The 24,766-nt window shown below is 69.1% G+C and carries 23 protein-coding genes; 5 read left to right on the forward strand and 18 right to left on the reverse strand.

Annotated elements, in window-relative coordinates; all coding sequences use genetic code 11:
- Nucleotides 1-38: 38 nt before the first annotated feature.
- The 7 genes from L0984_RS22060 to L0984_RS22090 form a co-directional block, all read right to left on the reverse strand.
- Nucleotides 39-524, reverse strand: a complete 486-nt coding sequence (locus L0984_RS22060; protein ID WP_234196445.1) for a tripartite tricarboxylate transporter TctB family protein — start codon at nt 522-524, stop codon at nt 39-41.
- A gap of 176 nt (nt 525-700) precedes the next feature.
- Nucleotides 701-1,087 (reverse strand): type II toxin-antitoxin system VapC family toxin, encoded by a 387-nt coding sequence (locus L0984_RS22065; protein WP_234196447.1) that lies wholly within the window; start codon nt 1,085-1,087, stop codon nt 701-703.
- On the reverse strand, nt 1,084-1,332 hold the full coding sequence (locus L0984_RS22070; protein ID WP_234196448.1) for a type II toxin-antitoxin system Phd/YefM family antitoxin: 249 nt from the start codon (nt 1,330-1,332) through the stop codon (nt 1,084-1,086). Before L0984_RS22070 ends, L0984_RS22065 begins: the two co-directional genes overlap by 4 nt.
- Before the next feature lie 63 nt (nt 1,333-1,395).
- On the reverse strand, nt 1,396-2,772 hold the full coding sequence (locus L0984_RS22075; RefSeq protein ID WP_234196449.1) for a sensor histidine kinase: 1,377 nt from the start codon (nt 2,770-2,772) through the stop codon (nt 1,396-1,398).
- Between the two features lie 198 nt (nt 2,773-2,970).
- Nucleotides 2,971-3,684, reverse strand: coding sequence for a response regulator transcription factor (locus L0984_RS22080; protein ID WP_234196451.1), 714 nt, complete (start codon nt 3,682-3,684; stop codon nt 2,971-2,973).
- Nucleotides 3,681-5,432 (reverse strand): single-stranded-DNA-specific exonuclease RecJ, encoded by a 1,752-nt coding sequence (gene recJ, locus L0984_RS22085; protein ID WP_234196453.1) that lies wholly within the window; start codon nt 5,430-5,432, stop codon nt 3,681-3,683. The genes L0984_RS22080 and recJ overlap by 4 nt, the downstream gene beginning before the upstream one ends.
- Entirely contained in the window at nt 5,429-6,406 is a 978-nt protein-coding gene (locus L0984_RS22090) for a hypothetical protein (RefSeq protein ID WP_234196455.1), read from the reverse strand. Before L0984_RS22090 ends, recJ begins: the two co-directional genes overlap by 4 nt.
- A gap of 105 nt (nt 6,407-6,511) precedes the next feature.
- On the opposite strand from L0984_RS22090, the gene L0984_RS22095 reads away from it, so the two are divergent.
- On the forward strand, nt 6,512-7,768 hold the full coding sequence (locus L0984_RS22095; protein WP_234196456.1) for a lipoprotein-releasing ABC transporter permease subunit: 1,257 nt from the start codon (nt 6,512-6,514) through the stop codon (nt 7,766-7,768).
- Nucleotides 7,761-8,438: a lipoprotein-releasing ABC transporter ATP-binding protein LolD gene (gene lolD / locus L0984_RS22100; protein ID WP_234196458.1), complete on the forward strand. Its 678-nt coding sequence runs from the start codon at nt 7,761-7,763 to the stop codon at nt 8,436-8,438. The genes L0984_RS22095 and lolD overlap by 8 nt, the downstream gene beginning before the upstream one ends.
- 651 nt (nt 8,439-9,089) lie before the next feature.
- On the opposite strand, the gene L0984_RS22105 is transcribed toward lolD, so the two are convergent.
- Nucleotides 9,090-10,196 (reverse strand): hypothetical protein, encoded by a 1,107-nt coding sequence (locus L0984_RS22105; RefSeq protein WP_234196460.1) that lies wholly within the window; start codon nt 10,194-10,196, stop codon nt 9,090-9,092.
- A gap of 171 nt (nt 10,197-10,367) precedes the next feature.
- On the reverse strand, nt 10,368-11,273 hold the full coding sequence (locus L0984_RS22110) for a LysR family transcriptional regulator (protein ID WP_234196462.1): 906 nt from the start codon (nt 11,271-11,273) through the stop codon (nt 10,368-10,370).
- Nucleotides 11,274-11,364: 91 nt separating this feature from the next.
- On the opposite strand from L0984_RS22110, the gene L0984_RS22115 reads away from it, so the two are divergent.
- Both L0984_RS22115 and L0984_RS22120 read left to right on the forward strand, forming a co-directional pair.
- Nucleotides 11,365-12,699 carry an arylsulfatase gene (locus L0984_RS22115; RefSeq protein ID WP_234196464.1) on the forward strand — a complete coding sequence of 445 codons (1,335 nt, stop codon included), beginning with the start codon at nt 11,365-11,367 and terminating at the stop codon, nt 12,697-12,699.
- A gap of 35 nt (nt 12,700-12,734) precedes the next feature.
- The gene (locus L0984_RS22120; RefSeq protein ID WP_234196466.1) at nt 12,735-13,709 is read left to right on the forward strand and encodes a Bug family tripartite tricarboxylate transporter substrate binding protein; all 975 of its coding nucleotides are present in this window, start codon (nt 12,735-12,737) and stop codon (nt 13,707-13,709) included.
- Between the two features lie 29 nt (nt 13,710-13,738).
- Here the strand turns inward: L0984_RS22120 and L0984_RS22125 are convergent, their stop codons facing one another.
- The 9 genes from L0984_RS22125 to L0984_RS22165 all read right to left on the reverse strand — a co-directional run bounded on the left by L0984_RS22125 (nt 13,739) and on the right by L0984_RS22165 (nt 23,864).
- Nucleotides 13,739-14,107: a RidA family protein gene (locus L0984_RS22125; RefSeq protein ID WP_234196468.1), complete on the reverse strand. Its 369-nt coding sequence runs from the start codon at nt 14,105-14,107 to the stop codon at nt 13,739-13,741.
- A gap of 17 nt (nt 14,108-14,124) precedes the next feature.
- Nucleotides 14,125-15,588 (reverse strand): N-acyl-D-amino-acid deacylase family protein, encoded by a 1,464-nt coding sequence (locus L0984_RS22130; protein ID WP_234196470.1) that lies wholly within the window; start codon nt 15,586-15,588, stop codon nt 14,125-14,127.
- Nucleotides 15,589-15,613: 25 nt separating this feature from the next.
- On the reverse strand, nt 15,614-16,615 hold the full coding sequence (locus L0984_RS22135; protein WP_234196472.1) for an ABC transporter ATP-binding protein: 1,002 nt from the start codon (nt 16,613-16,615) through the stop codon (nt 15,614-15,616).
- Nucleotides 16,612-17,649 (reverse strand): ABC transporter ATP-binding protein, encoded by a 1,038-nt coding sequence (locus tag L0984_RS22140; protein ID WP_234196474.1) that lies wholly within the window; start codon nt 17,647-17,649, stop codon nt 16,612-16,614. The genes L0984_RS22135 and L0984_RS22140 overlap by 4 nt, the downstream gene beginning before the upstream one ends.
- Entirely contained in the window at nt 17,646-18,542 is an 897-nt protein-coding gene (locus L0984_RS22145) for an ABC transporter permease (RefSeq protein ID WP_234196476.1), read from the reverse strand. The genes L0984_RS22140 and L0984_RS22145 overlap by 4 nt, the downstream gene beginning before the upstream one ends.
- 110 nt (nt 18,543-18,652) lie before the next feature.
- Nucleotides 18,653-19,588, reverse strand: a complete 936-nt coding sequence (locus tag L0984_RS22150) for an ABC transporter permease (RefSeq protein ID WP_234196478.1) — start codon at nt 19,586-19,588, stop codon at nt 18,653-18,655.
- Nucleotides 19,589-19,608: 20 nt separating this feature from the next.
- Entirely contained in the window at nt 19,609-21,195 is a 1,587-nt protein-coding gene (locus tag L0984_RS22155; protein WP_234196480.1) for an ABC transporter substrate-binding protein, read from the reverse strand.
- A gap of 68 nt (nt 21,196-21,263) precedes the next feature.
- On the reverse strand, nt 21,264-22,706 hold the full coding sequence (locus L0984_RS22160; RefSeq protein WP_234196652.1) for a M81 family metallopeptidase: 1,443 nt from the start codon (nt 22,704-22,706) through the stop codon (nt 21,264-21,266).
- A 21-nt stretch (nt 22,707-22,727) separates the two neighbouring features.
- Nucleotides 22,728-23,864, reverse strand: a complete 1,137-nt coding sequence (locus L0984_RS22165) for an NAD(P)/FAD-dependent oxidoreductase (RefSeq protein WP_234196482.1) — start codon at nt 23,862-23,864, stop codon at nt 22,728-22,730.
- A 194-nt stretch (nt 23,865-24,058) separates the two neighbouring features.
- On the opposite strand from L0984_RS22165, the gene L0984_RS22170 reads away from it, so the two are divergent.
- Nucleotides 24,059-24,745: a helix-turn-helix domain-containing protein gene (locus L0984_RS22170; RefSeq protein ID WP_234196653.1), complete on the forward strand. Its 687-nt coding sequence runs from the start codon at nt 24,059-24,061 to the stop codon at nt 24,743-24,745.
- Nucleotides 24,746-24,766: the final 21 nt, after the last annotated feature.

Consider the following 24,766-nt stretch of genomic DNA (forward strand, 5'->3'; position numbering starts at 1 on the left):
AGGCCCGTGTTCTTGTATGTCTCTGGAGAAAGGTGGGATCAGGCGATGAACGTGGGCCAGACCGGGAACTGCAACTTGAGTGCGACGACGAAGGCGAGGTAGCTGCCCACCGCCAGGATGGTGGCCAGCACCAGCGAGGACTTCACGCTGAAGTGGTCGCCCGCCAGGTTGGCGATGAAGGTGAGCGCATAGATGGCCACGATCAGCCCCATGGGCGGCAGGCCGATGCTGGGCAGGCCGCCCAGCAGCACGCCGAAGGCCAGGTTGGCACTGATGATGAAGACGAGCGGCCGCCAGGCGATGCGGCCGATGGGCTCGCCGTCTTCCGTGTCCACCGTCATCGCCTTGAGCGTGATCAGCGTGCCCATGATGGCGATGAGCACGCCGACGATGAGCGGAAAGTAGCCCGGGCCCATGCGGGCGCCGTCGCCCACCGTGTACGAGGTGGCGCCCCAGGCGAACGCCACGCCGAAGGCGCAGAACAGCGCGCCCGAAAAGAAATCTCTCTGACTCTTGATCTTCACCCTGCAGGTCTCCTTGATCGTTGATGAGCAATCCGCGCACGGCGGAGGGCCCGCCATGGCAGGCGGGAAAGCGCGGGCGATCGTAGGAAAGGGGGCGTGCGCCGTGGGTTACCGAAACATTGCCATTCGGCAATGTGGGCGCGGGCGCACGGGCGGCTTGCTGGGCCGCTTGCGCATCAGACGTGCAGGATGCGGTCGCTGTAGAGCGCCACGAGCGGGTCGTGCGTCAGCAGGTGCATGGGTTCGACCAGGGCCTGAGCCACCAGCAGGCGGTCGAAAGGATCCTTGTGGTGCGCGGGCAGCGTTTCCACTTCGATGATGTGTTCGGGCTTGATCGGCAGGAGCTGGTAGCCCGCCTCGCGGAAGTAGGTCCATGCCTCTTCGCTGCTGACCGGCATGTCGCCCCGGCCGAGCGAGTGTTTGATGGCAATCTCCCACAGGGATGCGACGCTCACCCACACCGTGGCCCGAGGCGACACGATGCGCTCGCGGGCGGCAGAAGGAAGGCGGGGGCTGTCGGCGATGGCCCACAGCGCGATGTGGGTGTCCAGCAGCAGGTTCAAGACTTGGTCTCGCCAGTGAACAGCGCGGCCACTTCGGCGTTGTGCGTGTCGATCGAGTCAGGTACCTTGAACTTGCCCTTTGCCACACCGATGCGCTTTTGCACGATGGGCTCGTCCACGGGCACGAGCTTGGCGACCGGCCGACCGTGCCGGGCGATGACGATCTCGCTCTCCGTGCCGGCCTCGATGGCCTCGACCAGCCGCGACAGCGAGGATTTGGCTTCGAACATGTTGACGGGTTGCATGGCGGACATCCTGGGTTAGCCAACCTTAGTCTAAATTGCTCGCCATGTGGTCACAAGGCCGGATCAGTTGTGTGATGGAGAGCCGATTGGCAGCGCCAGCCGCATCCGCAGCCCCGGCTGCGCGCCCTCCGCCGCCAGCCGGCCGCCATGCAGGGCGGCGACGGCGCGCACGTTGGCCAGGCCCAGGCCGTGGCCGGGCAGCTCGGGCTGGAGGCGGGTGAATCGCTCGCCGATGCGGGCCAGGTCGGCCTCGGGCACGCCGGGGCCGTCGTCCTGCACGTCGACGATGGCCTGGCCGGCGGCCATCGCGGTGCCGATGCGCACGGTGCTGCCGGGGCCTCCGTACTTCAGCGCGTTGTCCACCAGGTTGGCGATGGCGCCGGCCAGCAGGTCGCGGTCGCCGTCCACCCAGGCCTCGTCCGTGGGTTCGCGCAGCAGGTGCGCGCCCTGGCTCTCGGCGACGGCCTCGTACAGCTCCAGCACGTCGTCGGCGATGGTGTGCAGGGCCACGGGCGCGAAGGCGCGGCGGCGGGCGCCGGCCTCGGCCTCGGCGATCTGCAGCAGCTTCTGGAACACGGTGCCCAGGTCCTGCAACTCGTGCACCGCGCGGTCGATGGCCTCGCGGCGCGCCGCATCGTCCGCGCTGGGCGCCTGCGCCGCCTGCAGGCCCAGCAGGGCGCGGGTAAGCGGCGTGCGCAGCTCGTGCGCGATGGTGTTGGAGACATGGCGCACGCCTTCCATCAGCGACTCGATGCGGTCGAGCATGGCGTTGATGTCCTGGCCCAGGCGCGCGAATTCGTCGTCGCCCGTGGCCATGTCCACCCGCTCGGCCAACCGGCCTTCCTCGGCGATGCGGCCCGCCGTGCGGCGCACCCGGCCCACGGCCTGCTCCAGCTCCTGGCGGAACACGAAGACGCCACCCACCAGCAGCAGCAGCGCGATCAGGCCCGCGGCGGCGCTGGCGCTGACGACCAGCGATTCGAGCGCGTCCTGGTCGCTCAGGTCATGCCCGACGACCAGCAGCGCGTCGCCCGGCAGCCGGCGCACGGCCAGGTAGCCGGTGATGGTGGTGCCGCCCCGTTGCGCGCGCTGCTGGCCGTCGCGGTTGCCGGTGGCGTCGGCCGGCGGCGCATCCAGGTTGCCGGCCAGGCGCGTGCCGTCCGGCTGCCACAGGCCGAAGAGCTCGGTGTCGGATTGCCGGCCGTCGTCCAGCGCGCGGCCGATGGCGGCGGCCACGGCCTCCAGGCCCTGCTGCTCGGCCCGTGCCTGCATCTGCGTGGTGGTGACACCCACTTGCCGCGCGATGCGCTGGTGCAGCACGCCCACGGTCTGCAGGTAGACGATGGCCAGCGCCGCCATCATGGTGATGGCCACGAGCACGGCGTACTGGAAGGCGAGCCGGAAGCCCACCGAGGCCCACAGGCGGCGCCAGGCCTTCATGGCTGCTGCACCGGATGCCACGCGCCGACGGCGTGCGATGGCGACAGGCGGACTTCCTCCCTCTCCCCTCGCGGGAGAGGGCCGGGGAGAGGGGGCGGCGGCGCTTGCGGAGGTCGTGCGTCGTGGGCACGCCCCCTCTCCCCAACCCCTCTCCCGCGAGGGGAGAGGGGCTCATACGGGCCCCCATGCTGCGCCATGTCAGTTCTGAGCCGGGTCGTCCGGGGCTGCCAGCCGATAGCCCACGCCGCGCTCGGTGTGGATCAGCGGCGGGCCGCCGGCACCGTCGAGCTTGGTGCGCAGGCGGCTGATCTGCACGTCGATCACATTGGTCTGCGGATCGAACTGGTAGTCCCACACGGCTTCGAGCAGCATGGTGCGGGTCATGACCTGGCCCGCGTTGAGCATCAGGCAGGCGAGCAGGCGGAACTCGCGCGGCTGCAGCGCCACCGGCTTGCCGCCGCGCTCGGCCTTGCGCGTGCCCAGGTCCAGCCGCAGGTCGGCCACCTGCAGCACGCGCTGCTCGGGGCCGGGTCGGGCGCGCCGCACCAGCGCCTCGGCGCGTGCCGCCAGTTCGGAGAAGGCGAAGGGCTTGGCCAGGTAGTCGTCGCCGCCGGCCTTGAGGCCGCGCACCCGCTCGTCGAGCGCGCTCAGGGCGCTGAGCACCAGCACCGGCGTGCGCAGGCCCAGGTTGCGCAGCGTGCCCAGGATGGCCAGCCCGTCGATGCCGTTGGGCAGCATGCGGTCGAGGATGACCAGGTCCCAGGCCTCGCCCGTGGCGCGCGCCAGCGCATCGGCGCCGTCGCGGCTGACGGCGACCGTGTGGCCCATGCGGCGCAGGCCGTCGGCGATGTAGCGGGCGTTGGCCTCGTCGTCCTCGACGAGCAGGCAGCGCCAGGGCAGGGTCTCGTTCATCCTGGCAGCTCGGCGCCTTCGACCATCAGCCGCAGCCGGCGCACGCCCTGCCATTCGTCGGCGTCGAGCCGGAAGGCCAGGCGCACGCGGGGCGGCAGCGGCTCGGTCTGGCCGAACCAGATGCCATCCACCGGCTGGCCGGCCAGGCGCAGCTTGAGCGACAGGTGCTTCTCGCCCACCAGCCGCTGCGAGACGACCTCGACCTCGTCGCTGAACGTGGGTGGCGCAAAGCCCTGGCCCCACACCTCGCGGTGCAGCGTGTCGACCAGCTCCACGCGCAGGTATTCGCGGGCGATGGGGCCGTCGGTCTCCAGCCGGCGCGTGAGCGTGGCGGCGTCCAGCCATTCGGCCGCGACCTGCGCCAGCGCCCGCTCGAACACCGGGAACTGCTCGCGCGCGATGGTGCAGCCGGCCGCCATGGCATGGCCGCCGAAGCGCAGCAGCACGCCGGGGTGGCGCTTGGCCACCAGGTCCAGTGCATCGCGCAGGTGAAAGCCGGGGATCGAGCGGCCCGAGCCCTTGAGCTCGTGCGACTTGCCCTCGGCCCCGCTGGCCGCGAAGACGAACACCGGCCGGTGGTGCCTGTCCTTGAGGCGCGAGGCCACGATGCCCACCACGCCTTCATGGAACTCGTCATCGAACACGCTGATGGCGGCGGGCATGCCGGCCGCGGGCCGGTCCTGGCCCTCGACGGCCTGCTGCATGCCGAACAGCGATTCGGCCAGGCGGATGGCCTGCTTGCGCATGCCGCCTTCGATGTCGCGGCGCTCGCGGTTGATGCCGTCGAGCAGCTTGGCCAGTTCGTCGGCGCGGCCAGGGTCGTCGGTCAGCAGGCATTCGATGCCCAGCGTCATGTCGGCCAGCCGGCCGGCGGCATTGATGCGCGGGCCCAGGGCAAAGCCGAAGTCGAAGGTGGTGGCCACCTCGGGCCGACGGCCGGCGGCACGGAAGAGGGCGGCCAGGCCCGGCGGCATGGCGCCGGCGCGGATGCGGCGCAGGCCCTGCGCCACCAGGCGGCGGTTGTTGGCGTCCAGCCGCACCACGTCGGCCACGGTGCCCAGGGCGACCAGCGGCAGTAAGGCATCGAGCTTGGGCTGTTGGGCACCCGGGGCGTTCCAGGCACCGCGCGCACGCAGCTCGGCGCGCAGGGCCAGCAGCACGTAGAACATGACGCCTACGCCGGCGATGCTCTTGCTGGCGAAGTCGCAGTCCGGCTGGTTGGGGTTGACCAGCACATCGGCTGCCGGCAGCTCGGCGCCGGGCAGGTGATGGTCGGTCACCAGCACCGCGAGGCCCAGCTCGCGTGCCCGGGCCACGCCTTCGACGCTGGCGATGCCGTTGTCCACCGTCAGCAGCAGCTCGGCGCCGGTGGCGGCCACGCGCTCGGCGATGGGCGGCGTCAGGCCATAGCCATCGGTCACGCGGTCGGGCACCAGGTACTGCACCTGGCGCGCGCCCAGCAGGCGCAGGCCGCGCAGGGCGACCGCGCAGGCCGTCGCGCCGTCGCAGTCGTAGTCGGCCACCACGCAGATGCGGCGGTCGGCGGCGATGGCATCGGCCAGCAGGCGGGCGGCTGCATCGGCGCCGCGCAGGCCGGCGGGCGGCAGCAGGCGGGCCAGGCCGTCGTCCAGCTCGTCGGCCGAGGCCACGCCGCGGGCGGCATACAGGCGCGCCAGCAGGGGATGCAGGCCGGCCTGTTCCAGCGCCCAGGCGGTGCGGGGCGGCACGTCGCGGGGAATGATCTTCACAGCGACCCCAGCACGGCGGCCACGTCGGGCGTGCGCTGCAGCCAGCGCTGCAGCAGGCCACGCTGGCCCTGGTAGCGGCGAGCCGTGCGGTCGCCGCACAGGGTCAGCGTCACGGGCTCGCCGGCCCGGCTGCGTGCCAGCCATTGCGCGATGGGGCCGGCGTCGAGCGCGGCCCAGGCGGCGGCCCAGGCCTCGCCATGGTCGTCGAGTGCGGCGGGGCGCAGGCGCTCGTCCACAGCGGGCTCTGCAGCTGGCGCATGCACGAGCGGCGCGCGGCCGGTGCCGCTGAACCACAGCGAATTGACCAGCAGCTGCCGCCGGTCGCCACGCGCGTCGTTCACCGGGTGGTTGTAGAGCAGCATCTGCATTTCGTTCTGCAGCCGCCGCAGCGTGCGGGCGCCATCGGCCATGGGCAGCCAGGCGTCCAGCGGCTGGCCGATGGCGCGGTCCAGCGAGGCCGTGGGTAGCGCGTCGAAGACCGGGCCGCTGGCCAGCCAGGTGCCCGGTGCGTCGGTGGTGAAGAGGTGGATCTCGTCCTCTTCGAAGAAGGGCCGCACGGCGGCCAGCAAGGCCTGCGATTCGGCCGGCTGCACGCCCAGGTGCAAGGGATCGATCAGCACCACCTCGCTCATGCCGGCCTGCCAGTGGCACAGCGTGACCCAGGCCCAGGCCTGGTCGGTGGCGCCGGGCAGGCCGGCGCGGCGGGCCGCCAGCGCGGCCCAGGGCAGGGTGCCGTCGGCGGCGGGGGGCAGGCCCAGCGCGGCGGCGCGGGCGCGCTCGTGCGGCGGGGTGAGGCTGTGCTCGTCGTGCACATCGGCCGCGGCCTCGGGCAGGCGGGCGAGCAGGGCGGCCAGGTTGGGCAGCTTCAGGCCCGGCAGGGCGGCCTGGCAGGCAGGCGTGCCGCGCCCGGCGAAGGGGACGATCAGGTGCAAGGGGGAGGAGGAAGCGGGATGCGCGTCGGCGGAAGGCGACATGCGCCGTATTGTCGCGTCCGACGCGGGGGCTCGCGGGCCAATGCCACAATGCCCGGCCCGGCTTCCCGGGGGCTTCGGGCGCCATGCGGCGCTGTCTACGCATCCATGGCTCTTCCCTACGAACTGCAGCTGGGCTGGCGCTATACGCGCGCTGGCCGGGCCACCCGCCGCAACGGCTTCATCTCTTTCATCTCGGGCGTTTCGATGGCGGGCATCGCGCTGGGCGTGGCCGCGCTGATCATCGTGCTGTCGGTGATGAACGGCTTCCAGAAGGAAGTGCGCGACCGCATGCTGGGCGTGGTCTCGCACATCGAGATCTTCTCGCGCGACGGCCAGGCGCTGCAGGATCTGCAGCCCATCATGGACGCGGCCCGCAAGAACCCCGAAGTGATCGGCGCCGCGCCCTTTATCGCCAGCCAGGCGCTGGTCGCCCGCGGCGAGGACATGAAGGGCGCACTGGTGCGCGGCATCGAACCCAGGCTCGAACCCGAAGTCACCGACTTCTCCAGCACCGCGCAGAAGGGCGCGCTCGACCGGCTGGTGCCGGGGCAGTTCGGCATCGTGCTGGGCGCGGAGCTGGCGCGTCAGCTCTATGTGCGCGACGGCGACCAGGTCACGTTGATCGCCCCCGGCGGCCAGGTGACGCCGGCCGGCGTGGTGCCGCGGCTCAAGCAGTTCACCGTGGTCGGCACCTTCGATTCGGGCCACTACGAGTACGACTCGGCCCTGGCCATGATCCACGAGCAGGACGCGGCCAAGGTCTTCCGCCTCGAAGGGCCCACGGGCATCCGCCTCAAGCTCAAGGACCTGAACCAGGCCCGCGAGGTGGCCGACGAGCTGGCCAAGACGCTGCCGGGCCAGTTCCTCATCCGCGACTGGACGCGCCAGAACAAGACCTGGTTCTCGGCCGTGCAGGTCGAGAAACGCATGATGTTCATCATCCTCACGCTGATCGTGGCCGTGGCCGCCTTCAACCTGGTGAGCACGCTGGTGATGACCGTGACCGACAAGCGCGCCGACATCGCCATCCTGCGCACGCTGGGCGCGAGCCCGAAAAGCATCATGGGCATCTTCGTGGTGCAGGGCGCCATGGTGGGCGTGATCGGCACCTTCGCCGGCCTGGGGCTGGGCCTGCTGGTGGCCTACAACATCGACATCATCGTGCCGGCCATCGAACGGCTGCTGCATACGCACTTTCTGCCGCAGGACATCTACCTCATCAGCCGCATGCCCAGCGACCCGCAGCGCAGCGACATCATGCCCATCGCCATCATCTCGCTGGTGCTGGCCTTCGTGGCCACGCTCTACCCCAGCTGGCGCGCCAGCCGCGTGAACCCCGCGGAGGCGCTCCGTTATGAATGACATCGTGCTCAAGGCGCGCGGCCTGACCAAGCGCTTCCACGAAGGCCGCATCGACCTCACCGTGCTGCACGGCGTGGACCTGGACGTGCGGGCCGGCGAGACCATGGCCATCGTCGGTGCCTCCGGCTCTGGCAAGAGCACGCTGCTGCACCTGCTGGGCGGCCTCGATTCGCCCAGCAGCGGCACGGTGGAGCTCAAGGGCCAGCCCATGGGCCGCCTGGACGCCGCGGCGCAAGGCCGGCTGCGCAACCGGTACCTGGGCTTCGTCTACCAGTTCCACCACCTGCTGCCCGAGTTCAGCGCGCTGGACAACGTGGCCATGCCCCTCAAGATTCGCCGCGAAACGCCCGAGAAGGCCGCGGCGGCCGCACAGGCCACGCTGACCGCGGTGGGCCTGGGCCAGCGCCTGTCGCACCGGCCGGCCGAACTCTCCGGCGGCGAACGCCAGCGCGTGGCCATCGCCCGCGCCCTGGTCACCCAGCCCGCCTGCGTGCTGGCCGACGAGCCCACCGGCAACCTGGACCGCAGCACGGCCGACACCGTGTTCGCGCTGATGCTTCAGCTGGCGCGCGAGCGCGGCACGGCGTTCGTGATGGTGACGCACGACGAAACGCTGGCGGCGCGGTGTGACCGCGTGCTGCGGCTGGTGCAGGGGCGGTTGGCGGACTGAGGTCCATTCGGCGGCACAGACGGCTAGGCGCTGGCCGTGCCGGCGCCATCTGGCTTGGAACGAGGGCGACGAGTCGCCGCTACGGCGGGAGAAGTACTCGGTCGATTACTTTCGGCGGATGGAGAAGGCCGCACCCTTCGTTTTCGCCGGTCAGTATCGCCAGTGCCCCGGCGCCGCCGGCCCATGTCGTCGAGTGGTGCCGTGGTTGGGACCTGGAATCTAGTGAAGGCAAGGGCAACCGCACCTTCGGCGTGAAGGCAGGGCGGCTTGTGCTGGCGGGCGCCCGCGTGAGCAGTTCGTGCCTGATAGGCGGATTGCCTTGATCAAGGTAACGGCGCGCAGCGATGGGTTGATGCTCCGGCAGGATTCTGGGCAAGCCGGCGTCTTTTACAAGGTTGCACTCGTCAAAACTGGACAGCCACGACCTGCATTTCCAACCTCGAGTCTGTCTACAAGGTCACTCGTGCCACGCCGCTGGCCAGCCAGATCAACGCCGGCACTAAGCTGATGATGCGCGCGGATCCCGGAACAGGCCGTTTACGGGCGACTGCCTGCGGTTCCTATTCGGCAAGTTCAGTGACCAAGTGGACGCCGCAGCCCGCGGGATTAATCAGCTTCTACCCGCAGTAGCGGGATTTACGCATGACACCATCAAGGCTTGTCCCTCTCTGGTGCTTTTGGAGCATTGTCGCCTAACCAAGGCCGTTTGATAGCCTCCATTAATAGCTCTTGTACGTTGATTGGGAACGAGTCATTAGGAGTAGGCGGGAGTTCCCGGTTGCCAAAAAGCTTCGTAGCGATGTCAGTCTTGATTTTGTGTTGCGTTTCTTCGGGAAGCGAGGCTATATAAGGCGATATTGCCTTTAGATCAAGTGAGGTTTGTAAATGCAAATACTGTTGTGCCCGATGCTTGCTTGATTCGCGCGCGAGATAGGCGGTAGGGGCAGACAGTAAAAACGCCAGAATGACTCTAAATATTGATTTTTCAGCATCAAAGTTTAGTTTCGTCGTTTCATAAAATGAATAGCCAAGAATACAAACAATAAGCGCCATGCATACAAGTGAGCCATTTCTCAGCCAATCAGCGGCAGATTTTTCAGATCGCGCGCTGCTTTCGTAGTCGCCCGCAATGACACGACCTGCAGCATGGCCTAAGATCTTGTCAAGTTGATCGTTTTTTGCCTTTATTTCTGCGAGTACATTTGCAAAAATAGTGTCGAAAGTTTCGAATTTCTCGGAATATGTAGCCTCAAGCTTATCAATCGCGCTCTCTTGCTTGCCTAGCCTTCCGTCAGCCTTTTCAATGCGATTGATAAGTCTACGTTCATAATCTTGGAGGCTTCCTAAAAGGCGTTCGTGAAATTCTTGAATCTCTTTCGCCGTGGGAGCGGTTGCATTTTCGACAGGAAGCTTAAGGTTAAGCACTCCGCTCATTTTGGAGATGATTGATTCAGTGATATCTATAAGCTCATTTGATTTTTGAGCTAGCTTTAGTGCATTATCCACATGCTCCTGAGTAACGGTTGATTTTTCACTCATGCGAAACAGCGATTTGGCTACTTGAGCGTAGTGGCGCGCGCTGGTTAGAATTAATAGTAGGTTGTTTGTCTCTTTGGTAGCACGAATATAATCGTCGTGCGCAACGTCAAACCGCTGAAGGTTCGGCGGACGATCTCCAAGCAAAGCCCCTTTAATCGTGTCTACTAAGATTCTTATCTGTTCGACGTAGTCGTTAATGCGGGCGAGTTCTTGATCCATTTGGCAGGAAATGATGGTTGGACGTTATGCGCAAATAGGGCATGCACCCCTCCTAGCATGGTCGCAGGACCGTGTAGCCGTCAACTCCTACCAACTCCCACGTGCCCGCGCCGATTTCCTGCTAGACCCGGATTGGGATGCGAGTCGCACCGTGAAGAAGGTCGGATGCGTTCAATCGGTCGCCTTGGCCCGCTCCAGCAGCAACCCCCGCAGCGTCTCCATCAACGGCGACCAGGCCGACCCTGGCCGCGACAGCAGCACCACGGCGCGCGGAATGCGCAGCGCCGCCACCGGCAACTGCACGAAGCGTTCGGCCGGCGCCAGTGGCATCAGCGAGCGGGGCAGCAGCGTCACCAGGTCGGTGGCGGCCAGCACCGTGAGGTTCATCTCCGACGAGAAGGGCACCTCGACCACGATCTGCGGGGCTGGCAACCCCTGGCGCGCGAAGACGGCGGTCACCGCCTGGAAGGCGGCCGAATGTTCGGGCCCCAGCATCCAGCCGTAGGCCGCCACATCCTTCAAGCCCGGCCGGGCCAGGCGCGTGAGCGGATGGCCCACGCGCACCAGCGGCAGCAAAGGGTCGCTGTCGACCTTGGTGCGCTCGGTGGGCAGCGGCAGGCCTTCATAGGCCGGCACCAGGGCCAGGTCCAGCGTGCCTTCCTGCACCTGCGCGGCCAGCGCGTCCGAGCGGTCCACGCGCAGCTTCACGCGCAGGCCCGGCCGCATCGCCAGCATGGGGCCGAGCACGGCCGCCATGCGGTTGCCGCCGGTGGTGTCGGTCACGCCGAGGCGCAGCAGGCCGGCCTGGCGGGCGCGCATCTCGTCGGCCAGCAGCACGGTGTCGGCGTACTCGGCCTGCAAGCGCCGCAGCTGCTCGGCCACCCGCAGGCCGGCCGAGGTCGGGCGCATGCCGCGCACGCTGCGCTCCAGCAGCTGCAGGCCGAACTCGCGCTCCACGCGCTGCATGGCCTTGGTGAGCGCCGACTGGGTCACGCCCAGCTCGTCGGCGGCCGATGAAAGCTGCCCCTCGCGGGCCACGGCGAGAAAGTACTGGATGTCCTGGATCGAGAGATTCATTCCTGGCGCTCATGGCATCACATGGGAGCAGGAATGCTAGAAGACGTCGAGGCGTCATAGATTGCAGGCCATCGAATCCCTTCCGTTCCCGATGGCCTCCCACGCTTCTCCCCACATCGTCCTCATCGTGGCCGACAACCTCGGCTGGGGCGAACTCGGCTGCTACGGCGGCGGCGCCCTGCGCGGCGCGCCCACGCCGCGCATCGACGCCCTGGCCCGCCAGGGCCTGCTGCTGCAGAACTTCAATGTCGAGAGCGACTGCGTGCCTACGCGTTCGGCCCTCATGTCGGGCCGCCATCCGATCCGCACCGGCTGCCTGCAGTCCGTGCCGCCGGGCCTGCCGCAGGGCCTCACGCGCTGGGAGGTGACGCTGCCGCAGCTGCTGTCGCAGGTCGGCTATGCCACCGCCCATTTCGGCAAATGGCACCTGGGCGACGTGGCGGGGCGCTTTCCTTCGGACCGCGGCTTCGACGAGTGGTACGGCATTCCGCGCACCACGGACGAAAGCCAGTTCACGTCCTCCGTGGGCTTCGACCCCAGCGTGGTCGACCTGCCCCACATCATGGAAGGGCGCGCGGGCGAGCCCTCGCGCGAGGTGAAGCTCTACGACCTGGAGGCACGCCGAGGCATCGACGCCGACCTGGTGGAGCGCTCCTGCGCCTTCATGCAGCGCAACGTGGCGGCGAAGCGGCCCTTCTTTTTGTACCTGCCGCTGGTGCACCTGCACTTTCCGACGCTGCCGCATCCGGACTTCGCGGGCAGCACCGGCAATGGCGACTTCGCCGATTCGATGGCCGAGATGGACCACCGCGTGGGCCAGATCGTCGACGAGGTGGAGCGCCTGGGCATTGCCGACGACACGTTGTTCATCTTCTGCAGCGACAACGGCCCCGAGTTCCGCGCGCCCTACCGCGGCACGGCCGGCCCCTGGCGCGGTACGTACCACACGGCCATGGAAGGCAGCCTGCGCGTGCCCTTCATCGCGCGCTGGCCCGGCCGCATCGAGCCGGGCCGCGTGAGCAACGAGATCGTGCACGTGACCGACCTCTTCACCACCCTCGCGGCCGTGGCCGGCGCGCCGCTGCCGCAGGACCGGCCCATCGACGGCGTGGACCAGCGCGCCTTCCTGTTCGGCGAGCAGCCCAAGTCGGCGCGCGAGGGCTTCCTCTTCTACATCAAGCAGGAGTTGCGCGCGGCCAAGTGGCGCGACTGGAAGCTGCACTTCTACTGGGAGCCCGAGGTCAACCAGGGCCAGGGCAAGCTGGAGTCGCCCTACCTGTTCAACATCACGCGCGACCCGAAGGAAGAGACCGATGTGCTGGTCTTCAACACCTGGGTCATGGGCCCGGTGCTGCGCATGATCCGCGACTTCAACGCCAGTGCGGCGGCGCATCCGCACACCCCGCCTGGCCAGCCCGACCGCTGAGCCGCACTCCTCGAACAACTTTCGGAAGCAAGCCCATGACCACCTCCACTGGCCGCCGCCACCTCCTGCGCCTTGCGGCGCTCGCTACTACCGCGACTCTCGCGCTAGGCGCCCATGCCGAGCAGCCCTGGCCCGAGGCCAAGCCCATCACCTGGATCGTGGGCTTCGTGCCTGGCGGCACGGTGGACGTGCTCACGCGGGCCTTCGCCAAGGCCGTGTCCGACCAGATCGGCCAGACCATCGTGATCGACAACGTGCCAGGTGCCTCGGGTGCGCTGGCGCTCAAGCAGGCGGCGCGCGCCAAGCCCGACGGCTACACGCTGGTGACGGTGCCGGGGCCCGTGCTCTTCGGCCAGCAGCAGCCGGAGGTGGGCCGCGAGCTGCAGGCGGTGGGCCTGCTGTCGCAGGGGCCCATCGTGCTGGTGGGCGGCGCCTCTCTGGCGCCGACCGACCTCGGTGCGCTCATCGCCGCCATGAAGAAGAACCCGCAGCAGTGGGACTACGCCAGCTCGGGCATCGGCACCGGCCAGCATCTGGCCGGCGAGCTGTTCAACCAGCTGGCCGGCACGCAGATGCTGCATGTGCCGTACAAGGGCGGCGGCCAGGCCGTGGTGGACGTCGTGGGCGGCCAGGTCAAGCTGGGCATGCTGGGCGTCACGCCGGTGCTGTCGCAGATCAAGGCCGGCCAGCTGCGCGCCTATGCCGTGACCACGCCCTACCGCATTCCCAGCCTGCCCAACGTGCCGACCATGAGCGAGGCCGGACTCAAGGGCTACGAGGCCACGCAGTACTTCGCCGTCGCGGGGGCCAAGGGCCTGCCCGAGCCGGTGGTGGCGCGGCTCAATGCCGCCATCGCCAAGGCGGCCGAGAGCCCGCAGGTGCAGGCGGCGCTGGAGGCGGGCGGCCAACTGCCCGGCCGCATGTCGCCGGCCGAGGCGCAGAAGTTCGTGCAGGACAGCCTGCGCAAGTTCGGCGACGTGGCCACCAAGGCCCACATCGTGCTGAACTGAGCGGCCGGGCTGCTCCGGGTCGCGGCGCCTCAGCCGCCGACCCAGGCCTGGACCTCGATCTCGACTCGGGCGCCGCCGTAGAGCTCGGCCTGCACGCAGGAGCGCGCGGGCAGGCCCTGTGTAAAGTGGCGCGCATATTCCTGGTTGAACGCGGCGAAGTCGCCGAGGTCGGCCAGCCAGATGGTGGCGCGCACCACATCGGCCATGCGGGCGCCGCAGTCGGCCAGGTTCTGGGCCACCCGTTCGAGCACAGCGCGTGTCTGCGCCTGGATGTCGCCTTCGATGATGCGGCCCTGGGCATCCATGGGCAGCACTCCTGAGACGAACAGAAAGCCGCCGGCACGCACCGCCTTCGAGAAGGGCACGGGCAGTGGGGTGGGAAAGCGTTCGATGGGCATGGTGGTGACGCCGTGCCTCAGTGGGATGGGGCCGCCTGGCGGCGGATGACCTGACCCTGGCGCGCGCCCGTGTGCTGGCCGCCCTGCCAGGTGATGGCGCCATTGACGATCACCGCATCGATACCTTCCGCGGGACGCGTGGGCTCGGCATAGTCGGCCGCGTCGCGCACGGTGCCGGCATCGAAGACCACGATGTCGGCGGCCTGGCCGGCCTCCAGCGTGCCCCGGCCGTGCAGGCCGAAGTTGCGGGCCGTGAGTCCGGTCATCTTCCAGACGGCGGTCTCCAGGGGGAACAGGCCGACGTCGCGGCTGTAATGGCCCAGCACGCGCGGGAAGGTGCCCCAGAGCCGAGGATGCGGCTTGCTGCCGACCGGGATGCCGTCCGAGCCGATCATCGTGTCGTCGAAGGCCAGGATGCGCTGCACATCGCCCTCGTCCATGAGGAAGTAGATGGCGCTGCCGGGCTGCAGCCGGCGGGCGGCCTCCACCCGGTCCACGCCCCAGTCGCGGGCGATGTCGTCCAGGTCGCGGCCGGCGCATTCCGGATGCGGCAGGCTCTCGGCGATCAGCACGCGGCCTTCGAGCATGCCCCGGTCCGCGCGGATCATGGTCGAGCCCGCCGTGTAGGGATAGCAGTCGAGGCACACGCGCTGGCGTTGCATGGCTTCGCGGATGAAGGGCAGCGTGACCTGCGACTTGCCGAAGTTGGGCGTGTTCTGCACCTTGTGGTGGGAGACGACCACCGGCACGTCCAGCGCGCGGCCGATGCGGAAGGTCTCTTCCAGCGAGGTCATCACCTGGTCGGACTCGTCGCGCATGTGGGTGACGTACAGGCCCCCGGCGGCAGTGAGCGGCCGGCAGACTTCGATGATCTCCTCCGTGGTGGCCTTCACCGCGGGTGGATAGAAGGTGCCGGTGGAGACGCCGATGGCGCCCGCGTCCATCGCCTCCTGCACCAGCGCGCGCATGCGTGCGATCTCCTCGCCGTTGGCCTCGCGGTCCAGCGCTGGCATGGTGACGGCGCGCAGGGTGGAGTGGCCGACCATCGCTGCCACGTTGACCGACGAGGGGCGGGCACGCAGCGCATCCAGGTAGTCGGCGAAGCGGGTGAAGCGCTCCTCGGCGGGCACGTCGATCAGGTTGAGGGGCATGGGCAGGTCCATGTCCCGCCGCAGCGGCGCAGCGCTGATGCCGCAGTTGCCGGCGATCACCGTCGTGACGCCCTGCGACACCTTGAACGGGATCTGCGGCTGCGACAGCACCGCCTGGTCATCGTGCGTGTGCGAGTCGATGAAGCCCGGCGCCACGATGCGTCCCGTGGCATCGATCTCCTGGGCGGCCCGATGGTCCGCCAGATCGCCGATGGCGCTCAGTCGGCCGTCGCGCACCGCCACATCGGCGCGGAAGCGGGGCGTCCGGCGGCCGTCGATGACGGTGCCGCCGCGGATGATCAGGTCGTGCTCACGGGTGCTGTCGGTCATGGTGCGGGGTGTGGAATGGGCAGGGTCAGCGGAAGTGGCAGGCCACCTGATGGCCGTCGCCGCGGGACGTGAGGGCGGGGGCCTGCTCGGCACACAGCGGCTGGGCCAGCGGACAGCGCGTGTGGAAGCGGCAGCCCGAGGGCGGATTGGCCGGGCTCGGTGGGTCGCCCTGCAGCAGGATGCGCCGTGTCGGCGTGCGCGGGTTGGGCACGGGCACGGCCGACAGCAGGATCTCGGTGTAGGGATGCCGCGGCTGCGAGAAGACGGCGTCGCGCGGGCCGATCTCGACGATGCGGCCGAGGTACATCACCGCCACGCGGTGACTGATGTGGCGCACCACGGCCAGGTCGTGCGCGACGAACAGGTAGGCGATGCCGAACTCCGCCTGCAGGTCCATCAGCAGGTTGACCACCTGCGCCTGCACCGACACGTCCAGCGCCGAGACGGGCTCGTCGCAGACGATGAGCTTGGGGTTGAGCGCCAGCGCGCGGGCGATGCCCAGCCGCTGGCGCTGCCCGCCGGAGAACTCGTGCGGGTACTTGGCCGTGGCCTCCGGGCGCAGGCCCACCTTCTCGAACAGCCAGCGCACCCGCTCTCGCCGCGCGTCGGCGGAGGACATGCCGAAGTTGCGAAGCGGCTCGGCCACGATCTCGCCGGCGCGCAGGCGCGGGCTCAGCGAGGCATAGGGGTCCTGAAAGATGATCTGCACGTCCCGCCGCCGCAGCCGCATCTGCTCGGGCGACAGCGCGAGCAGGTCCTCGCCGTCCAGTTGCACCGATCCCGAGGTGGGCTCGATCAGGCGCATCACCGACTTGGCGGTGGTGGTCTTGCCGCAGCCCGATTCGCCGACCAGGGACAGCGTTTCGCCGCGTGCGATGTCGAAGGACACCTCGTCCACCGCCTGGACCGGCGGTCTGGCGCGGCCCAGCCAGCGCCGCGGCGCCACATAGTGCTTGCGCAGGGCACGCACCGACAGAAGAGGCGCTGCGCCGGCGTTCGGAATCGCGCTCGTGGCGGTGGCAGTCATGCGGCGGGCTCCAGGGCATGGGTGGGCAGGCGTGCCTCCTGCACGGCAAAGCAGGCGACGGCGTGATCGGCGCCTTCGCGCACCAGGGGCGGCACCTCGTTGCGGCAGCGGTCCGCAGCCCACGGACAGCGGTCCGCGAAGGCGCAGCCGCGCCTGGGCGCCTGCGGCGAAGGAACCAGCCCGGGGATCTCGGTCAGACGTGCGCTGTGCGTGTTCATCGCGGGCATCGATGCCATGAGCGCACGCGTGTAGGGATGCAGCGGCCGGTCGAAGAGATCGACCACGTCGGCCTCTTCGACGGTGCGGCCGGCATACATCACGACCACGCGGTGGCAGCTCTCGGCCACGACGCCCAGGTCGTGCGTGATCATCACCACGCCCATGCCGAGCTCCTGTTGCAAGCGGCGGATGAGGTCGAGGATCTGGGCCTGGATCGTCACGTCCAGCGCCGTGGTGGGCTCGTCGGCGATCAGCACCTCGGGATTGCAGGCCAGGGCCAGCGCGATCATCACCCGCTGGCGCATGCCGCCCGACAGCTGGTGCGGGTACTCGTGCACGCGGCGCTCGGGCTCGGGAATCTGGACCAGCCGCAGCATCTCCACGGCGCGCGACAGGGCCTGCGCGCGGCCTGCCCCCTGGTGCAGCTGCACCGTCTCGGCGATCTGCCGGCCCACGCTGAGCACCGGGTTCAGCGAGGTCATCGGCTCCTGGAAGATCATCGAGATGCGGTTGCCCCGGATGGCGCGCATCTGCTTCTCGCTCAGCGTCAGAAGGTCGGTGCCGCGCAGACGCACCTGGCCGCGGATGCGGGCCGGCGGCGTGGCCAGCAGCCGCATGATGGACAGGGCCGTCACGCTCTTGCCGCAGCCCGACTCGCCCACCACGCCCAGGGTCTGGCCGGCGCGCACGGTGTAGCTCACGCCGCCGACGGACCGTGCGGGGCCGGTGAGCGTGTCGAAGTGGGTGTGCAGGTCCTGCACTTCCAGCAGTGTCTCGCCCACCGGCAGGCGGGGCTGGGGGGAAGCGGCTGTCATAGCTGGCGGGCCAGGCGGGGGTCCAGCGCGTCGCGCAGGCCGTCGCCCAGCAGGTTGATGGCCAGGACCGTGGCCGCCAGCAGCAGCCCGGGATATAGGATGATGTGGAAGGCCACGGCCACGAAGTTGCGGCCCTCGGCCATCATGTTGCCCCAGCTCGGCGTGGTGGAGGGCACGCCCACGCCCAGGAAGGACAGCGAGGCTTCGATGAGCACGGCGGAGGCCGCGACGAAGGTGGCCTGGACCACCACCGGCGCGACCATGTTGGGCAGCACATGCCGCACCAGGATGGTGGGCAGCCGTGTGCCCACGGCATGGGCGGCCTCGACGAACAGCTGCTCGCGCAGCGTGAGCGCCAGCGATCGCACCAGCCGGACCACGCGCGGAATCTCCGGAACGGTGATGGCGACGATCACCGTCGTCAGGCTGGCGCGCGTGATGGCCATCAGCGCGATGGCCAGCAGAATGCCGGGAATCGCCATCAGCCCGTCCATGACGCGCATCACCGGTCCCTCGGCCCAGCGCACGAAGCCGGCCACCAGGCCCAGGAACACGCCGGCCACGGTGGCCAGCACGGCCACCGACAGGCCGACGAGCAGGGAGACGCGCGCGCCCCACACCGCCCGGCTGTAGACATCGCGCCCCAGCGCATCGGTGCCGAACCAATGCTCGGCCGACGGCGCCTGCAGCCGAGCCAGCGGGTCGATGTCCTGCGGGTCGTAGGTGGCCAGCCAGGGCGCCGTGAACGCCAGCACCACCATGGCCACCAGCAGCAGCGCCCCCAGGATCAGCGTGGGGTGCTTGCGCGCCCAGCGAAAGCGCGGCACCTTGAAGGGCGCGTCGGCACCTGCGTTCGGCGGCGATACGCCCGCGGCGGAAGCCGTGGAGCTCATTTCATTTCTCCTGAGTGCTTCGCATGAAGCCGGCACGCGAACATCCCCCCCTCCAAGCCGAAGGCGCAAGAGATGGGGGAGCCGTGAAGCGGCATGGGGGGTGTCTCATCTCAATACCTGATGCGCGGATCGAAGAGCCGATAGCTCAGATCGATCAGCAGGTTGATCAGCACATACACCCCGGCCGACAGCAGAAGCACGCTCTGGATGACCGGGTAGTCGTGCCGCTGCACCGAATCGACCACGAGCCGGCCCACGCCGGGCAGCGCGAACACGGTCTCGGTGACCACCACGCCGCCGATGAGCAGCGCGATGCCCATGCCGACCGTGGTCGCGATGGGCACGGCCGCATTGCGCAGCGCATGCCCCAGCACCGGCAGCACGCCCAGGCCCTTGGCGCGGGCGGTGCGGATGTAGTCCTCCTGCAGCACTTCGAGCACGGTGGCCCGGGTCATGCGCGTGATGAGGGCGATGTACACCAGCGCCAGGTTCAGGCACGGCAAGGCGAGCGAGCGCAGCCAGGGAAGGACGCCCTCCGAGAGGGGCACATAGCCCTGCACCGGAAACCAGTCCAGCCGCACCGCCAGGCCATAGATGAGCAGGTAGCCGACGAGGAAGGCCGGAACGGAGAAGGACAGCACCGCGAACACCATCACCAGCCGGTCGATGAAGGCACCCGCCTTCCAGGCGGCCAGCGTGCCCAGCGGCACGGCCAGCAGCAGCGTGAGCGTGATCGTGAGCAGCGCGATCGACAGCGTCGGCTCCAGCCGCTGGGCCAGCAGCTGCGTGACCGGCACCTGCGTGAAGATGGAGGTGCCCAGGTCGCCCGTGGCCAATCGGCCCAGCCACAGCGCGAACTGCCGCCACAGCGGCTGGTCCAGGCCGAGTGCGCCCCGCAGGCGGGCGATGTCGTCCGCCGTGGCCAGGTCGCCGGCGATCAGCGCCGCCGGGTCGCCCGGCGACAGGTGGATCAGCAGGAAGACGACCACCGCCACCACCGCCATCACGGGCACGGTGGCCGCCAGGCGCCGCAGGATGTAGCCCATGCCGTATCAGCCCGCGTGCGTCACTTGTCGAGCTGCCAGACCAGCGGCAGACCGCCGCTGAGCTTCTCGACGCCCTTGAGCTCCTTGCGGGCCGCGATGGCGGGCGAGTACTGGCCCACGTTCACGTAGGGCAGGGCCTCCCAGGCGCGGGCGTGGAAGGCGTCGAGCGCCTCCTTGCGCCGGGCCGGGTCGGTGGCCTTCAGCCAGGCCATGCGCAGTTCGTCGAGCTTCTGGTCGCAGGGCCAACCGGGCAGGCTGTTGCCGCAGGCGGCACTGAGGTAGGCGTTGGTGATCGGCGAATCGGCGTCGAAGCCGCCGGCCACGGTCACGTACATGCTCCAGCCGCCGGCGTCCGGTGCCTCGCGCTTGGCACGCCGGGCGCCGATGGTGGCCCAGTCGGAGGTCTGCACGTCGACGTTCATGCCCAGGCTGCGCAGCGTCTGGGCGGCCATCAGGCCTTCGGCGTTGAGGTAGGTGACGTCGCTGGGCAGCAGCAGCACCACCTTCTCGCCCTTGTAGCCTGCGTCGGCGAGCATCTTCTTGGCCTGGGCCAGGTCGGGCGTGCGGAAGGGCTCGGCACCGGCGAAGCTCTCGTTGGTCCCGCCGCAGAGGAAGAAGCTCACGCAGCTGGTCAGGCGCATGTCGCGCGGGTAGCCCATCGCCGCCATGAAGCGCTCCTGGTTCACCGCCTTGGCCACCGCCTGGCGCACCTTGGGATTGTTGAAGGGCGGATGCAGCTGGTTCATGACCATCCAGCCCTGCCAGGAGCCCGAGGCCTGCACCTTGACGTTGGCGTCCGCACGCAGCGGCAGGATGTAGTCGGGCGGCACCTGCTCGATGAGGTCGACCTCGCCCTTCTGCAGCGCCGAGATGGCGCTGTTGGCATCGGGCAGGTACAGCCACTCGACGCGGTCGAAGGCCGACTTCTTGCTGCCCGCGAGGTTGCTGGCGGCCTCGGTGCGCGGCACGTAGTGCGGGTTGCGCACGAACACCGCCTTGTTGCCCGGCACCCATTCGTCGCGCTTGAACACATAGGGCCCGGAGCCCAGCACCTCGGAGATCGGCGAGGTGGTGGGCAGCTTGGCCAGCCGCTCCGGCATGACGACGGGCGGAAAGCCCGAGGGCTTGGAGAGCCCTTCCAGCACCAGGCCGAAGGGCTCCTTGAGCGTGAGCGTGAAGGTCGTGGCGTCCACGGCCTTCCATTCGGGCGAGGAGATCGCCGTCATCGCGCGGCCGATGCTGTCGCGCCCGGTCCAGCGCTGCATGGAGGCCACCGCGTCGGCGGCCGTGACCGGGCTGCCGTCCGAGAACTTGAGGCCGGGCCGCAGGGTGAAGGTCCAGAGCCGGCCGTCCTTCGAGGTGCTGTACTTGTCCACCATCTGCGGCTTCGGCACGCCCTTGTCGTCCAGGCCGAAGAGCATGTCGTAGACCATGTAGCCGAAGTTGCGGGTGATGTAGGCCGTGGTGAAGGTCGGGTCCAGGATCTTCACGTCGGCATGGGCCACGACCTTCAGCGTCTTGGTCTGGGCCAGGGTGGGCAGGCTGCACAGGCTGGCGGCGGCACCCAGGCTCAGGGCGGCGAGGGAGGCAAGCAGGCGTCGTTTCATCGTGGGGACTCCGGAAGGCAGGGAGGACGGGGAAGACGGAAAAGAGGGAAGGACGGGGCGCTTCGCCTTCAGTCGAGCGGCCACTTGGGCCGGCGCACCTTGCGGTAGGGCAGGGTGCGCAGATCGAGCGTCACGGCGCCGGGTGCGGCCGCGTAGATCACATGCCGGCCCACCTTCGAGAAGGAGGCGTAGAAGTGCTGCGACGACTTGACCACCACGATCTTCTTGGCCGCCAGGTTGCAGCCCAGCTGCGTGAAGGCATCGGTGCCCATGGCCTGGTTGCGCAGCGTGATCAGCAGGATCTCGATGCCGGCGGTCTCGACCAGCGCGCTGTCTCCGACCGGAAAGGGCGCGCCGCCCAGGCCGGTCATGACCATCTCGGGCATCACGGCCTTGACGGTGCAGTCGAGGTCCAGCGGGTCGCCGGACAGCGGGCCGATCTTGCCGCCGATGCGAAGGGGCAGCCGCGCGCCGGCGCCGGCCTCGAAGGCGATGCGCACGGCGATGGGGTCCCACATCGGGCCGACGGCGGCGTTGCCGATCCCGCGCTCGAGCATTCGGCGCAGGATGAAGGTGGCGTCGCCCGCGGCGCCGCCGCCCGGGTTGTCGGCACCGTCGGCAATGATCACCGGCCCGCCGTCGAAGGCCAGGGCCTCGTCCAGTGCGGTGTCGATGGCCGGGTAGGAGACGGCCAGCGCCTCGCGCATGCCGATCAGCTCATCGGCCAGCTGGCGGGCCAGCGACCGGGCCTTGGCGGCGTCCCCGTCGGCATAGACCAGCAGCTTGGTGCCCATGTCCGGCACGTCGCCCCAGGCAAAGCCGTGCGACACCGAGATGGACAGAATGCCGTCCCGGCCTTCCAGCGCCTGGATGCGGTCCACGAAGCCGCGCGCCGGCTGCCGCGAGGTGTGCATGGTGACGATCATGTCGCAGTCCACCACCGCCGCCACGGGCCGGATGCGGCCCTGCACCTGGGCGGCGCACAGGTCCACCAGTTCGAAGGCGCGGTCGAGCACATCGGTGTGGGGATATTCCTTGTAGGCGATCAGCAGGTCGGCGTTGTCGACCATGGCCGAGGTGAGATGGTTATGCGGGTCCAGCTCGGCGCCGACCACCACGTCGGGGCCGACGATGGCGCGCACGCGCGCCAGCAGGTCGCCCTCGCAGTCGTCGTAGCCGTCGGCGACCATGGCGCCGTGCAGGCCCAGCACGACCATGTCCACCGGGAGTGCCGCCTGAAGGTCGGCCAGCAGTTCATCGCGCAGGCTTTCGTAGGCCTGGCGCGTGGTGGTGCCGCTGGGCTGCGCCGCGGCGACCATGCCCTCTTTCAGGATCCAGCCGGCCTCCTTGCCGCGCAGCCGTGCGGCCCAGAGCGGGCCGGCGAAGAACACCATGGTGTCCGGGTGCTCACCGGCCTTGAAGTAGCCGCGGTCACGGAACGACGCCATGCCGGTGGGCATGGGGGCGAAGGTGTTGGTCTCGGTCGCGAGACAGGCACTGAAGACGCGCAGAGGGGGCATGGCAATGGGCTTTCAGGCAGTGGGCAGGGGGCGCAGGCGCCGGGGAGAGAGCATGTCGGCCGTCAGGCCGAAGGCCGCCAGGTGGGCCGGGATCGGCAGGCCCTGAAGCAGGGCCGCACAGGCCTCGCCCATGGCGGCCGAGGTCTGGATGCCGTAGCCGCCCTGGGCTGCAACCCAGAAGAAGTCCGGCGCCTCGGCGTCGAAGCCACCCACGAGGTCGCCATCGGGCACGAAGGAGCGCAGCCCGGCCCAGGTTCGGTTGGGCCGCCGGATGTGCAGCGTGGTCATGCGCTCGATGGCGTCGATGGCCAGGGCCACGTCCAGCTCTTCGGGCTGCACGTCGTGCGGGGGCACCGGATCGGCATTGGCGGGCGAGCCCAGCAGCACACCGGCATCGGGCTTGATGTACCAGGTCTCCGACGCGGCGATGGTCATGGGCCAGTCGTGCACGGCCATGCCCTCGGGCGGAGCGAAGGTGAAGGCGGTGCGGCGCCGCGGCTGCAGGCCCAGGCCGGGCAGCCCGGCAAGAACCGCCACCTCGTCGGCCCAGGCCCCGGCCGCGTTGACCAGCACGGGTGCGCTGCACCGATGGCGGCCTGCCTCCACCTGCCAGCGCCCGTCCGTGCGTGCGATGCGTTGCACCGGCGCATCGCAGAGCAGCTGCGCACCCTGGCGCCGCGCACCGCGCAGATAGCCCTGGTGGATGGCATGCACGTCCATGTCGGCGGCGTCGGGTTCGAGCACGGCGCCGATGACCTGCTCCGGCCGCAGCACGGGCACGAGCGCATGGGCCTCGCTGGCATCGAGCCTGCGCGCATGCGGGTTGGTGGTGCGCAGCACGTCCCACCATTCCTCCAGTGCCGCTTCGTCGCCATGGGTGCCCAGCACCATGGCGCCACGCGGTGTGAGCAGCGGGTGCTCCGCAAAGCCGGCAGGCGGCGCATCGAAGAAGGGACGGCTGGCGCGCGTGAGCGTGCGCACCTGATGCGTGCCGTAGCTTTCCATGAAGAGCGCGGCGGACCGTCCCGTCGAGTGGTAGCCGGGCTGGGATTCGGCCTCCAGCAACAGCACCCGGCCGTGTGGCGCGAGCCAGTACGCCACCGAAGCGCCTGCAATGCCGGCCCCCACCACGATGAAGTCGGCGGTCATGCAGGCAGCGGTGGAGGGTGGCGTGTCCGGCGGCATCGATGCAGTCTAGGAACAAATTTGCGTATACGCAAAAAGAATCTGGCGTCATTCCCAAGAAATTGGTGCAGACCCTGATCTCTGATTTGCGCTTACGCAAATTGCGGGCCAAGGGCGGGCGGCCTTGCTGTCACAATCCGCGGCAACCTGCCTCGTCCATGAAAGAGCCGCGCCCCCGTACCCCGGCACCACGTCCTGCCGCCAACAATCTCGATCGGGAAACCTTCGGCCGCCGCCTGCGCGCGGCACGCAAGCAGCTGGGCTGGACGCTGGCCCAGCTGGCCGAACGCTCGGGCGTGTCGATCACCACCATCTCGCGGGCGGAGCGCGGACAGCTTGCGCTGGGCTACGAGAATTTCGCCGCGCTGAGCGAAGCGCTGCAGATGGACATGGGCGAGATGTTCTCCAGCGCGCACACCAAGGCGGCGCAGTTCAGCGGCCCCCTCGTCACCCGTGCCGGGGAAGGCGTGGCCTATCGCGGCGAGAGCTTCGTCTACGAGTTCCTCAACTCCAGCGCGGTGGGCAAGAAGATGATTCCCGTGCTCGGCACGGTGTGCGCCCGGCGCTTCAACGGGCCCGAGGATTTCGCCCGTCATCCAGGGGAGGAGTTCGTCTATGTGCTCAGCGGCGCGGTGGACGTGTACTTCGAGACCGGGCAGAAGGTGGCCCTGGCCAAAGGCGATTCCCTGTACTTCGATAGCCGCATCGGGCATGCCTACGTCAGCACGAGCCGCCAGTTGGCGCGCACCGTGGGCGCGATGACGGCGGAGAGCGATTCGATGCAGCGGGCGCGCAACCTGCCCGTGCTGCAGGACGACGACGGCGCGGCCGCAGCGACGGATTGAGGCGGGGCGCAGCCTGCGCGG

This window comes from Pseudacidovorax sp. NFM-22 (genome assembly GCF_021401245.1).
In the GTDB taxonomy this organism is placed as follows: domain Bacteria; phylum Pseudomonadota; class Gammaproteobacteria; order Burkholderiales; family Burkholderiaceae_C; genus Xenophilus.

Coding starts and splice junctions, on each gene's coding strand:
- L0984_RS22070 (WP_234196448.1), bottom strand. CDS start 1,332: ATGCAACCCGTCAACATGTTCGAAGCCAAATCCTCGCTGTCGCGGCTG.
- L0984_RS22075 (WP_234196449.1), bottom strand. CDS start 2,772: ATGAAGGCCTGGCGCCGCCTGTGGGCCTCGGTGGGCTTCCGGCTCGCC.
- L0984_RS22080 (WP_234196451.1), bottom strand. CDS start 3,684: ATGAACGAGACCCTGCCCTGGCGCTGCCTGCTCGTCGAGGACGACGAG.
- L0984_RS22090 (WP_234196455.1), bottom strand. CDS start 6,406: ATGTCGCCTTCCGCCGACGCGCATCCCGCTTCCTCCTCCCCCTTGCAC.
- L0984_RS22095 (WP_234196456.1), top strand. CDS start 6,512: ATGGCTCTTCCCTACGAACTGCAGCTGGGCTGGCGCTATACGCGCGCT.
- lolD (WP_234196458.1), top strand. CDS start 7,761: ATGAATGACATCGTGCTCAAGGCGCGCGGCCTGACCAAGCGCTTCCAC.
- L0984_RS22105 (WP_234196460.1), bottom strand. CDS start 10,196: ATGGATCAAGAACTCGCCCGCATTAACGACTACGTCGAACAGATAAGA.
- L0984_RS22110 (WP_234196462.1), bottom strand. CDS start 11,273: ATGAATCTCTCGATCCAGGACATCCAGTACTTTCTCGCCGTGGCCCGC.
- L0984_RS22115 (WP_234196464.1), top strand. CDS start 11,365: ATGGCCTCCCACGCTTCTCCCCACATCGTCCTCATCGTGGCCGACAAC.
- L0984_RS22120 (WP_234196466.1), top strand. CDS start 12,735: ATGACCACCTCCACTGGCCGCCGCCACCTCCTGCGCCTTGCGGCGCTC.
- L0984_RS22125 (WP_234196468.1), bottom strand. CDS start 14,107: ATGCCCATCGAACGCTTTCCCACCCCACTGCCCGTGCCCTTCTCGAAG.
- L0984_RS22130 (WP_234196470.1), bottom strand. CDS start 15,588: ATGACCGACAGCACCCGTGAGCACGACCTGATCATCCGCGGCGGCACC.
- L0984_RS22135 (WP_234196472.1), bottom strand. CDS start 16,615: ATGACTGCCACCGCCACGAGCGCGATTCCGAACGCCGGCGCAGCGCCT.
- L0984_RS22140 (WP_234196474.1), bottom strand. CDS start 17,649: ATGACAGCCGCTTCCCCCCAGCCCCGCCTGCCGGTGGGCGAGACACTG.
- L0984_RS22145 (WP_234196476.1), bottom strand. CDS start 18,542: ATGAGCTCCACGGCTTCCGCCGCGGGCGTATCGCCGCCGAACGCAGGT.
- L0984_RS22150 (WP_234196478.1), bottom strand. CDS start 19,588: ATGGGCTACATCCTGCGGCGCCTGGCGGCCACCGTGCCCGTGATGGCG.
- L0984_RS22155 (WP_234196480.1), bottom strand. CDS start 21,195: ATGAAACGACGCCTGCTTGCCTCCCTCGCCGCCCTGAGCCTGGGTGCC.
- L0984_RS22165 (WP_234196482.1), bottom strand. CDS start 23,864: ATGACCGCCGACTTCATCGTGGTGGGGGCCGGCATTGCAGGCGCTTCG.
- L0984_RS22170 (WP_234196653.1), top strand. CDS start 24,059: ATGAAAGAGCCGCGCCCCCGTACCCCGGCACCACGTCCTGCCGCCAAC.